This window comes from Vibrio sinaloensis, assembly GCF_000808535.1.
Taxonomy (GTDB): Bacteria; Pseudomonadota; Gammaproteobacteria; order Enterobacterales; family Vibrionaceae; genus Vibrio; species Vibrio sinaloensis_D.
Window position 1 is genome coordinate 277691 of sequence record NZ_JWLV01000009.1, and the last position, 11841, is coordinate 289531.

General features: G+C 48.1%; 11 protein-coding genes. 8 read left to right on the forward strand and 3 right to left on the reverse strand.

The window, feature by feature from the left end; genetic code table 11:
- Positions 1-157 precede the first annotated feature (157 nt).
- Complete coding sequence (locus tag RJ47_RS07115; RefSeq protein WP_038139885.1) at positions 158-925, forward strand: DeoR/GlpR family transcriptional regulator; 768 nt, start codon at positions 158-160, stop codon at positions 923-925.
- 187 nt (positions 926-1112) lie between these two features.
- On the forward strand, positions 1113-2666 hold the full coding sequence (gene glpD / locus RJ47_RS07120; RefSeq protein ID WP_082016328.1) for a glycerol-3-phosphate dehydrogenase: 1554 nt from the start codon (positions 1113-1115) through the stop codon (positions 2664-2666).
- A 69-nt stretch (positions 2667-2735) separates the two neighbouring features.
- Here the strand turns inward: glpD and RJ47_RS07125 are convergent, their stop codons facing one another.
- Positions 2736-3920 carry an NnrS family protein gene (locus RJ47_RS07125; RefSeq protein ID WP_039482689.1) on the reverse strand — a complete coding sequence of 395 codons (1185 nt, stop codon included), beginning with the start codon at positions 3918-3920 and terminating at the stop codon, positions 2736-2738.
- A gap of 252 nt (positions 3921-4172) precedes the next feature.
- Between RJ47_RS07125 and RJ47_RS07130 the strand changes: the two genes are divergently transcribed.
- The gene (locus tag RJ47_RS07130) at positions 4173-4733 is read left to right on the forward strand and encodes a gamma-glutamylcyclotransferase family protein (RefSeq protein WP_039482692.1); all 561 of its coding nucleotides are present in this window, start codon (positions 4173-4175) and stop codon (positions 4731-4733) included.
- Between the two features lie 88 nt (positions 4734-4821).
- Here RJ47_RS07130 and RJ47_RS07135 read toward each other — a convergent pair whose 3' ends face one another.
- On the reverse strand, positions 4822-5703 hold the full coding sequence (locus RJ47_RS07135; protein WP_039476077.1) for an aldo/keto reductase: 882 nt from the start codon (positions 5701-5703) through the stop codon (positions 4822-4824).
- Positions 5704-5897: 194 nt separating this feature from the next.
- On the opposite strand from RJ47_RS07135, the gene RJ47_RS07140 reads away from it, so the two are divergent.
- From RJ47_RS07140 to RJ47_RS07160, 5 genes are all read left to right on the forward strand, one after another.
- Positions 5898-6836: a LysR family transcriptional regulator gene (locus tag RJ47_RS07140; RefSeq protein ID WP_039482710.1), complete on the forward strand. Its 939-nt coding sequence runs from the start codon at positions 5898-5900 to the stop codon at positions 6834-6836.
- A 3-nt stretch (positions 6837-6839) separates the two neighbouring features.
- Positions 6840-7184 (forward strand): ribosome recycling factor family protein, encoded by a 345-nt coding sequence (locus tag RJ47_RS07145; protein WP_039482725.1) that lies wholly within the window; start codon positions 6840-6842, stop codon positions 7182-7184.
- A 68-nt stretch (positions 7185-7252) separates the two neighbouring features.
- Positions 7253-8095, forward strand: a complete 843-nt coding sequence (locus RJ47_RS07150; RefSeq protein ID WP_039482745.1) for an SGNH/GDSL hydrolase family protein — start codon at positions 7253-7255, stop codon at positions 8093-8095.
- Between the two features lie 254 nt (positions 8096-8349).
- Positions 8350-9693 carry an MATE family efflux transporter gene (locus RJ47_RS07155; protein WP_039482764.1) on the forward strand — a complete coding sequence of 448 codons (1344 nt, stop codon included), beginning with the start codon at positions 8350-8352 and terminating at the stop codon, positions 9691-9693.
- 122 nt (positions 9694-9815) lie between these two features.
- Entirely contained in the window at positions 9816-10898 is a 1083-nt protein-coding gene (locus RJ47_RS07160; protein ID WP_039482852.1) for a phosphatase PAP2 family protein, read from the forward strand.
- On the opposite strand, the gene RJ47_RS07165 is transcribed toward RJ47_RS07160, so the two are convergent.
- Positions 10895-11803: a LysR family transcriptional regulator gene (locus RJ47_RS07165; RefSeq protein WP_039482769.1), complete on the reverse strand. Its 909-nt coding sequence runs from the start codon at positions 11801-11803 to the stop codon at positions 10895-10897. The two genes, RJ47_RS07160 and RJ47_RS07165, sit on opposite strands and share 4 nt — an antisense overlap.
- Positions 11804-11841: the final 38 nt, after the last annotated feature.

Below are 11841 nucleotides of genomic sequence, written 5' to 3' on the forward strand. Positions count from 1 at the left end.
TTTCACTCAGCAACAGCGACATTGGGCACCTTAAGGGTGCCCTTTTTTGCGTCCTCCCCCCGATTCCACTCATGCTTCGCTTCTCAGAACGAAAGAATTCGCGCACAATAGCGCGAGTTATTATTTTCGAATCAAGCTCGAACACAGGGAGCGACGAGTGAAGCAAATACCCAGGCATCAACAAATAATTGCCCTAGTTCAAAAACAAGGCTACGTGAGCACTGATGAACTCGTGGAAAAGTTCAATGTCAGTCCGCAAACCATTAGGCGAGATCTCAACGAACTTGCCGATGAGAACAAAATCCGCCGCTATCATGGCGGTGCGACCATTCCTTTGAGTTCAGAAAACACCTCTTATTCCGCGCGTAAGAACATGAACTTCAATGAAAAGGACGTGATCGCTGAAGAAGTGGTTAAGCACATTCCAGATGGCGCAACGCTGTTTATCGATATCGGTACCACACCTGAAGCCATCGCGCGTGCGCTGAGCAAAAGCCATAAACAGCTGCGTATCGTGACCAATAACCTTAACGTCGCGACCATTCTACTGCCTAACCCAGAGTTTAAAGTCATCCTTGCCGGTGGCGAGGTTCGTAACCGTGACGGTGGTATCGTCGGTGAAGCGACACTCGACTTCATTAAGCAGTTTCGACTTGATTTCGGCATTCTCGGCATCAGTGGTATTGATTTCGATGGCTCACTGCTCGATTTCGACTACCACGAAGTGCGAGTCAAGCAGGCGATCATCGAAAACAGTCGCAGCGTATTTCTTGCGGTCGATCACACCAAATTTGGCCGCAACGCAATGGTCAAACTGGGCAATATTTCTCAGCTGCATATGCTCTTTACTAACAAGCAACCGCCAAAAGAGATCCTCACAATACTGCAGGAAAACGCAATCCCGCTTGAAGTGATCAGCGAGTAAGCACATTTCACACAGACTCATTACTTTTTAACCTTATTGAAACCTTTGTCGGCAGACGAAGGTTTTTTTTGTGTTTAAATCACACAAACGAACATAAACGAAAATAAAAGATGATCAAAAACGAAAGCTAAGCTAAGATTCGTTTAGATTCAAAAAATGCTCGTTCGCTCAACATAAGGTCATATTTATGAGTAACAATTCGAATGCGGCTAATTCGCAAAACATTTTAGATTTGATCGTTATTGGTGGTGGTATCAATGGCGCTGGTATTGCAGCTGATGCAGCAGGACGTGGTTTATCTGTTGGTCTGTATGAAGCAAACGACTTTGCTTCAGCCACTTCTTCAGCGAGCTCAAAACTCATTCACGGCGGGCTACGTTACCTTGAGCACTATGAGTTTCGATTAGTTTCGGAAGCGCTCGCAGAACGCGAGGTGATTCTGAACAAAGCACCGCATATCGCTCAGCCGATGCGTTTTCGTCTTCCTCATCGCCCTTTCCTGCGTCCAGCTTGGATGATCCGCTGCGGTCTGTTTTTGTACGACAACTTAGGAAAGCGTACCACTTTGCCTGCAAGTAAAGGTGTCGATTTAGCCAAATCAGGGATCCTCAAGCCTGAAATGAAAAAAGGCTTCGAGTACTCAGATTGCTGGGTCGATGATGCGCGTTTAGTGCTACTCAATGTTCTGGCTGCAAAAGAAAACCAAGCGGAAATCCGTAATTATTGCCGAGTTGAAAGCGCGCAGCGTGAAGGGGCAATGTGGAACGTCACCATTCGCGATGAATTAACAGGGCAAACCTTCGAGCGTAAATCGAAAGCCTTGGTCAATGCCGCTGGCCCTTGGGTGAAACAGTTCTTTGATGATGGGTTAGAGCAAGTCTCTCCAAGAAACATTCGTTTGATCAAAGGCTCGCATATTGTGGTTCCAAGAATCCATGATGAACCTCAAGCGTACATCCTACAAAACAAAGACAATCGCATTGTGTTTATGATCCCTTATTTGGATAAGTTCTCGATCATTGGCACAACAGATGTCGAATACAAAGGCGATCCGCGTGAAGTGGCGATCTCTGAAGATGAAGTCGATTACCTCATCGATATTGTTAATCAGCATTTCGTTCATCAATTAACACGTGATGACGTCGTTTGGACCTACAGTGGCGTTCGTCCATTGTGTGATGATGAATCAGACTCTCCACAAGCGATCACTCGCGACTACACGTTGGAACTCGACGCAGAATACGACCAAGCGCCACTGCTTTCAGTGTTTGGCGGCAAACTCACCACTTACCGCAAACTGGGTGAAGCCGCGCTCGAAAAACTAAAACCCTACTTGCCAGAGATGGGCACAGGTTGGACAGCCAATCATGCGTTGCCAGGTGGTAACTTTAGCTGCTCACGGGAGCAACTCGCGCGCAAAATCCACGCTGCGTATCCATGGATCCGTGAGTCTTTGCTACTGCGTTACGTCACTCAGTTTGGCACCTACACTTGGAAGCTGCTTGATGGTGTAGAAAGCATCGAAGATCTCGGCATGCAATTTTCTGAGGCTGCGGAAGGTGTCTATCAACGTGAAATCGATTATTTGATTCAGCAGGAGATGTCGGTCACCGAAGAAGATATCCTGTGGCGTAGAACCAAGCTCGGGCTCTATCTAAATAGCGAAGAACAGTCGGCGCTAAGTGATTATCTAAAGCGTCAACAGCCTTCTGAAGTGGTGACCCTTTCTAGAGCAAGCTAAGGTAGGTTATCCCCCATTTTCCTACCCAACAAAAAGGCTTGGCGAATATGCCAAGCCTTTACTTTCCCTCTACCCCGGATGCCCGTCAACTCTGGCTTTTGTCAGCATCGCGCCAAATTTAAAGACGAATAAGCCAAACGCCAACGTCCAAAGCGCTGCACTCACATTGATCCAAAGCATCATGTTCGCAGGGTCAAATGCGACCCCAAGACTGCGTACCAGCGCAGCACCAATGATGGCAACAAACGCTACAACCATGTTGGGTCCTTGGTAGATTGCACGCCCAGTGTGGCCCATAGTCACACGAGCAATCATCGCAAGAATCACTCCGCCTATCGCGCCAATGGCAAACAGATGCAGCATGTTATGAGTTGCAAATGGATTATCAATCAAGCCACGAAGGAGCAGGCTAATGGGAATGCACAGATAGGTCGCATGTAGAGACCAAACAAGCGGTTCGCTCAAGGTTTTCCACGGTTTCCAGCGCATCACTCTTATCAAGTGCGCCATACCCGAAATCACCATGAGAGGCGCACCGAGCTGAGCCAATGTCATCGGGAAGAAACTTAAAATGAACAATCCAACCAATGGAAGGTTTGCTGCCCAATCAAGCCAAACAATAGGTTGCGGCTTGTCGAACTGAAAGCGACGCGCCGTAAAGAAGGGGATCACCCGACTCCCCATGATCGACAACAGCAAGGTGAACCACCAAAGCATCGCTTGCCAAACAGCAGAAGCCGGAAAAGGTGGCATTCCTTTAATCGCCGCATAGCTGGCAAAGTTAGCCACCACCGCGAGAACAAATAGAGGGACAAAAAATAGGTTTCGCCATCCCTTCGCTTTAACCACTCGAGAACCGACTTCGTAAGTTGTCATCAGTAGAAACAGCGCCTCAATGCTCGAAATGAGCCACAGTGGTGTCGGTGTCCAAAACAACACTCTTGGTAGCAACCACAGCAAGACCAGCAGCGCAAGACGATAGTGCTTGGTACCGTTGATGCCCGTCCAGTTTTGTACCGCCGTCAGCACAAACCCCACCACAATCGCCATCGCAAAGCCAAACAACATTTCGTGGACGTGCCACCACAACGCAGGCACTTGCAGCGCTGACGGTTGACCCGCTTGAAACATCCATACCCAGACAACAATTGAAATAACGGCGTACAGTGCGCCAAGCAAAAAGAAAGGTCTAAACCCTAGTCGCAACAAAGGCACAATCGCCTCTTCGACTTTTTTGTCGGTAATATTGAGCACAGAGTGACTCCTAAGTCATTCACATTGATATACCCGCAAGACATCGCAAGAAACATTCCAAGTTGTAAAACCCCGTCATCGCTTGTTTTCAAGCAATTATCGCGACAAAAGAACGTCAAAAAGACACAAATTAAAAGTGTCATTCTGACTCTTTAGGGTCATTTATTTATCTTTCAATTGCGGTTGAAACTCGGTAGTTTTAGAAGAATAAAAAATGGCCATACACTCAAGAGCCAAACAGAGGAGAGACGGATGACCCACTACATTTTCGGCTATGGCAGCTTAATGAACTCGGCTTCACGTCAGTTAACGGGCCAGACATCAGCGGCGCTCCCTGCGACTGCCCATGGATTTAAACGCTATTGGGGAAAGGTGGATGACAGCTACATCTTGTCGCCACTGGTGGTCGACCGTGGTGAAGGCAGCGTCAACGGCGTTGTTCTTCAAGTCAGCGATTCCGGGTTGGCAGAATTTGATCGCAGAGAGAGAGGCTACCACCGCGTGAGTATCGCCCCTGAGAAACTGGACTGTGAGCAGACATTCACCTCGCAAGATACGGTGTGGGTCTACATCAAAGATGCGCCCGAACCACCATGTTCACTCAGCCCAATCATGCAAACTTATGTCGATACCGTACTCGCTGGCTGCTTAGAAATTTCTGAACAATTTGCCAAGCAGTTTGTTGAACAAACGGTTGGATGGCATTTCCCACTAGAGAATGATCGCCACCAGCCGAAATACGGTAATTTGGCGGGAGTAAAGCCAGAGCACCACAACACGATTGATGCTCTGGTGGCTGAAGCGAGAGCCTGAGAAGCCCAGCCGAAGATAGACCAACATTTCCACGTTGGCGTGTTCAAATAGAAAAGGCGAGACTCACAGCTCGCCTTTTTTGCATCGATTACGCGACGCCATGACCTTTAGAGGCAGTCCAGATGCGATACCACTGCTCTTTGGTTAGGGTGAGATCCATTGCCGCAACGGCGGTTTTTACACGCTCAATTTTGCCACTACCTATAATCGGCACGGGTCTCGATGGTAAGCGCATAACCCAAGCGTAGACCACTTGATCAATCGAAGTTGCTCCCACCTCTTGTGCAACTTCATCAAGAGTGGCACGTAGACGCGTCAACTGCTCACTCTGCCCATTAAACAGTTCTCCTTGCGCCAAGCAAGACCACGCCATTGGGCGAACACGCGCCTGTTGAAGCTGTTCGAGCGTGCCATCTTCTGTCACATGCAAGTTCACTGGGTTAATTTCAACTTGGTTAGTGATCAGCGGTGTATCCAAACGAGACTGCAACAGCGCAAACTGAGCTGGGGTAAAGTTCGACACGCCAAAATGCTTCACTTTGCCCGCCGCTTTTAGCTCGGCAAACGCTTCTGCCGCCTCATCCGCATCCATCAATAAGTCTGGACGGTGAAGCAAAAGTACATCCAAGTGGTCGGTGTTTAGACGCGTGAGTGACTCATCCACCGATTTTACGATTGCCGCCTTACCGCTGTCGTAGTGATTAACTTGGTTGCCATACCCACGATAAATACCACACTTGGAGACAATCTGGATTTGCTCACGTAACTGACTATCCAGCGCCAAGACTTCACCAAACAGTCGTTCACACGCTGAATCTGGTCCGTAAACAGGGGCGTGATCTACCGTGGTAATTCCTAATTCAACATGCTGTTTAACAAAAGCGTGTTGCTCTTGAGTGGTCATTCCCCACTCAGCCATTCGCCAATAGCCTTGGATCAGCGGCGAAAACACAGGGTGATCGTTTTGCATGGTTAATTTCCTATTTCAAAAGGCCTTGGTACGGTTGGCCAATAACTTCACTGCCCTCACTATACGCCCGACCTATGGCCTGATTAACCCCAACTTTGAGAAAATATAATTCGATATAGCAAACAATCATCAAGTTTTCATTTTCTATATTGAATTATAATTCGCGCTCTAGGATGACGATTGGGTAATGAACCATGCACAAAATGCATAAAAGATTTGAGCGCTACGCCCTGTTTAGTGAGGTTGCTAAGCAGCTCAGCTTTTCAAAAGCCGCCGACCAGCTCGGTATTTCACGAAGTTACCTCTCCTCCCAGATCCAAGAGCTCGAACAAGAGTTAGAAACCAGCTTACTGATTCGCTCCACTCGCAGCGTGCGTTTGACCTCTGCGGGAGAAAAAATCCTCACCAAGATGCAAGGCGTCAACGAATCAATCTTGCAGTTAGAAAAAGAGCTCGACCACACCAAAAGTGAAGTCACTGGCGCTTTGAGGATCACAGCCCCAACGATTTTTAGCCACCGATTTTTGATCAATATTTGCCGAGAGTTTCAAGCGCTTCATCCGCAAATCGAGTTTGATCTCGACATCGGTTACACCCGTGAAGATCTGACCAAAAGCAACTTTGACCTCGCCATTCGCGCAACCAACTCACCTCCCGAAAACATGGTGGCGAAAAGGTTGATGTCTTATCAGCACATTTGCTGCGCTTCTCCCGCTTACCTAGAGCGAAGAGGCCGCCCGCAACATCCAAAAGATCTTAAGCAACACAACTGCTTGTCTGATCCACATTTGACTCACTGGTCGTTTTCCAACGGCAATAACACCTTCGTCATCGACACTGATGGCGATATGTTTATCAACGATAATTTGTTATTGCTTGAAGCGGCCAAACAAGGCAAAGGGGTCATAAAAATGCCGGACTATTTAGTTCAGCCGGCGATTGATAATGGCGAGCTGATTCGCATCCTTGATGACTATTTTATTGTCGAGAGTGGCATCTATTTAATCTACCCGCCAGAGCTTCGTGGCAGCACCAAACTCTCTGCCTTTACTGAGTTTGTCGTGCATTGGTTTAGCCGCAAGCACACTAACGAGCGCTCCTCTGTTGGTGCCTTAAATCAAGGGATTGCCTAAGCCATGCTTTCTATTACTCTGAACAGTTTTATCCATCGAGTCGGCGACAAATCCGCAGTGCTTGCGCTCGCCTGTCAGCTCAACTGCCAACTCAAACGCATTCGGCGCTCTCGACACTGGCAACTGACGGGGAAAGAAGACGCGCTACGAACACTGATGACCCAGCTCGACTCAGAGGCAAACCTTTGGATTATCAAAGCGATTGAAAAACACCTTCCGGCTCCGAGCATCACGCCAGAACAGCTATTGGAAGACAATCCAACCATGAGCGTCAGTCAATTGGTGAGCGAGAGCGGTTGTTCGTTAGCTCAAGCACGTGAAGCCATTGATAAATTTGAAGGGTTCTAGGCATGTTGACCACCAGCGAACTGAGAAAGCCAATCCACACCACCAGAATACGATAGAGAACACATTCGATGCCCCAAGAACAACTCCTCCAAGCTCTCAAAGAGAATCAATGCCTCGACTTATTCGAGCTGTACTACGCCAATCAGCACCGCTCTTTCTACCAGTTGGTTGACGATCTCTACCAATTGCGCGATGAACACGGCCTTTCTACTCGCATCTCTGCATTGCGTTCAGAAATTGAAGCGCTCACCGAGCATCTAGACACAGAATCCATAACCCCTGAGCAGTTCGCACAAATCTGCCGAAACCTAGACCTAAATCAACGAGCACATAAAATGAGCCGATTCATCCTGACCCAAGACAATCACTCCGCCTTTGCGACAACAGTCGATCTTGTAATGTTTGGTGATTCAATCACGGAATGGGGCCCGTGGCATGACGCTCTCTCCAACATAAAACTGGCCAATCGCGGCCTTGCAGGTGACACCACATCAGGCATGGTTCGTCGCCTGAGTACAACCACCGCCTGTCAGCCAAAACTGGTCTGTGTCATGGCGGGGATCAACGATCTCTCGCAAGGCTACTCAGTTCAAGAGGTTATGGATAACTATCGTCAAATGCTCGAACACTGGGAAAGCCACAATATTGAAGTCTGGGTTCAGTCTACGCTCTACGTCGGTGAGCGAATCGCGTCACTCAATCCACAGGTGACAGAACTCAACCAAAAGCTAGAGCAGCTCTGCAGCGAGAAGAACATGCGCTTCATCGACTTAAACACGTCACTCTCACCAGAAGGATTTCTGCCGTTGACCCACAGTTGCGATGACCTGCATCTAAACTCGAACGCCTATCGACTCTGGATAGACACATTAGCCCCACAACTGGACGCGTTCTTCCAGCATCAAGATTGATCCCACCTCTATTCGGCAGCCTTTAGATACAATACTAGGCTGCCACATTTGCAAGTTTTCACCTTGTCCTAAAATGACTGAGCGCGCTGCGTCACGCACAGCAGCGACGCTAAGTTGCTCACTCAATAACTTAACAACTAGCCCTACAAACTGAGATCTTGTCGCCTTTTTTCTCACTCAATAAGAATACCTTTACCCTTACTTTTGGTGTGCTTATATAATTACTCACTTATCTCTCTCTTTTTTCATTCGCTATGCCAAACCCAACTTCTTCCATCGACAAAAGAATGAGCATTGTCGCGCTGACTTGGCCTCTATTTGTCGAGATCTTGCTGCGAACCGCGCTCAATACCAGCGATGTATTCATGCTAAGCGGCTACTCTGATAAAGCGGTATCTGCGGTTGGGGTGATTTCTCAGTTGTCGTTCTTTCTGATCATTGTCTCTTCGATGGTCAGCAGTGGCACTGGCATACTTATCGCTCAGTACAATGGCGCCAATCGACATCAAGATTCTGCCTATGTGGGCGTGGCCAGTATTGCGCTGTCGTTTGTGGTTGGCTTAGCGCTGAGCGTTATCGCACTCGTTGGTGCGTATCAGTTCTTGCCACTCTATGGTTTGGAAGCCCAGGTCGAGCAATATGCGCATGAATATTTAGTGATCAGTGGCGCCCTCACCTTTAATGTCACCATGGGCATCGTCTTAACCACCATTTTGCGCAGCAACGGCTACTCTCGCTCTCCGATGGTGGTCAACCTTATCAGCGGCGTGATCAACATCGTCGGCAACTACATTGCGCTCTACCAGCCTTTTGGCCTGCCCGTTTACGGTGTTGAAGGCGTCGCGATCGCAACTGTAATTAGCCAAGTCATCGGCACGCTGATTCTATGCGTCGTCGTCAAACGTTCCGATATCGCCCTTCCATTCGCCGAATTTGGTCAAATTCCGAAACTCATCTACTCACGTATTGTGAAAATTGGCGTGATGAATGCGGGAGAAGTGCTCTCGTATAACATGGCGCAAATTTGCATTACCTTTTTTATTGTCCAAATGGGGACGGCCTCTCTCGCAGCGTTTACTTATGCACAAAACATTGCTCGCCTCTCGTTTGCTTTTGCGCTCGCGCTTGGGCAAGGCAGCCAAATTCAAGCAGGCTACTACATCGGGCGCGGCTGGATTGACTCCATTCTGCAACTGGTTCAAAAGTACTTTGTGATCGGTTTTATCGTCTCCACCATAGTGACCGTTTCCATCTACTTGCTCCGAGACAGCATCATCGCGATTTTTACCACCCAACCAGAAATTGCAGCGTTAACTGCAAGTTTGATCGCAGGTTCCATCATTTTGGAAGCGGGACGGGTCTTTAACTTGATTTTTATCTCCGCCCTGAAAGCGGCTGGAGACATCCAATTTCCTGTCAAAATGGGGATTCTCAGCATGTGGGGATGGGGCGTTGGAATGAGTTACCTATTCGGCGTTCACTGGGGGGCAGGCGTATTGGGCGCTTGGATGGCCATCGCCCTCGATGAGTGGTTTCGTGGTTTGATTATGGCTCACCGTTGGCGCTCTAAAGTTTGGACTCGATACACACTCAACTAGCTACACTTCAAAGCCTCTGCCTTGTAGAAATTTCCCACAAACTGCTGCAAAAATCAGCTCGAAAGATCAACAGACCCTAATGTTCTACACTTTTAAAAAGTATGGAGAAGACCAAGCTGGCTATGGATACCCCAAGCGCCTCACCAACGCAGTGGCAACGAGTAAAGCAAGATATCTTTGATGACAGGCTTTTGTATGGCTATGTCATCGTGACGAGCGCTTTGCTTTATCTCGCCTCACAATGGTTTGTTGAACAGTCACAACTCAAGTATGACCTCACTACCTACCTACGGGCACTGTTTACCATTTGCTACATTACGTTTCTTGCTTGGAGCTCGGGCTATTACCTCTACTTGGCCTATCACAAAACGCCTCACCCTTTGTTGGTCTATTCAAAAACCATTACCGGCTTCTTCCACCCCATCGCTAAGCCGATCAGTTTTGTATTGCTGGTCTTATCGCTCAACTTGACGTTTTCTTGCTACACCTATCTCAAATCGATCATTCCGGATATCAACCCATTTCAATATGATTTGCTCTTCTATCAGCTCGATCAGTGGCTCCACTTTGGCAATGATCCTTGGCGTCTCACCCATCAATGGTTCTCATCCATCTACAGCTCTTTTGTGATCAACTTTCTCTACAATCTGTGGTTTTTATTGATGTGGGGCAGCGTCTTATTCTTTATTGTCCGCCGAGATATGGCCATTTTGCGTAATCAGTATTTGATTACCTTTATGTCTAGCTGGCTGGTGATTGGTGGAGTGACCGCAACTCTAATGTCGTCCGCAGGGCCTTGTTACGCCCACTTGGTAGACGTCAATCAAACCCAATATCTGCCATTAATGGACAGGCTTACTACCCAAAGCCTAGCATTAGAGAAACTGGGACTCCCCCCGCTGTGGGCACTCGATGTTCAAGACCTACTGTGGTTAAAATACCTGGGCAGAGAAAGCGGCATTGGCACGGGGATCTCGGCAATGCCTAGCATGCATATCTCCATTGCCGTGTTGATGGCATTGGGCGCTTATCGATTGAACAAGCGATTCGGGTATCTGATGTGGGGATACATGGCCGCGATTCAAATTGGCTCGGTACATCTTGCGTGGCACTACGCCATTGACGGGTACTTAAGCACATTCTTAACGCTACTACTTTGGAAGCTAAGTGGTCTTATTGTACGCAAGCTGCACCCCGAACATTAATTCACAACCTCGCTCACCACATCACGAATACAGATGTTCTTCTCTTCGTACTGGTTGGCTTTTAAGTAAATCAAACGTATATCGAAATCAGGTACGTCAATGGGGGGCGGAGCGGCCATCAAACCGTGACTCACGCTTTCCATTTCAGCAAAACGCTTGGGCACAATACAAACCAGCTCTCGACCAAGCAATAAACGACGTATGGTAAGGAAGTGACGCGATGCGACACCGACTCGCCGCTCATAACCGAGTTTGGTTAAGCGCTTATCAACTTGGGTGTGCAGGCTGCCATCTGGACTCACCAATGCGTGTTCCAGTGAGACAAATTGCTCTAGCGTCAAAGGCAGATCGACATCAACGCTCTGTGGGTCATACATACACAAGTGCTGCTCAGTATAAAGATGCTGGGACAGAAAACGGCGATTGAGATTTTCAATACTGCCGATGACTACATCCAGATCTTCACTGTCCGCGATATCGAGATAATTGCTGCGATTGACGTTGTAAAAACTGACCTGAGATTGAGGCGACACCGCTTTGAGTGCATCGTAAAGTTGTGGGGCAAAGAGTTGCTCTGCGTAATCCGTCAACCCGATACGCCACGCTCCTTGGTAGTCTTGCGCAGAAAAGTGCTTTTTGATGAGTAGATCGTTTTTGATGCTGGCGAGCAGCTTATCGATCAAAGGGGCGACCTCATGAGCCCGAAGTGTCGGCTCCATTCGAATCCCGACGCGTTCAAATAGAGGATCCTCAAACAACCCACGCATCCTTTGCAAGGTATGGCTCATTGCAGACTGGCTCACAAAGCATTGCTCAGCGGCTAAACTGACACTTTTGGTTTGGTACACCGCTTGAAACGCCACCAGCAAATTGAGATCGACCTCTTTCCAGTTAAACTCTTTCATCGCCTCATCCTGTTTGATTCATAATCTCTATTAAAACT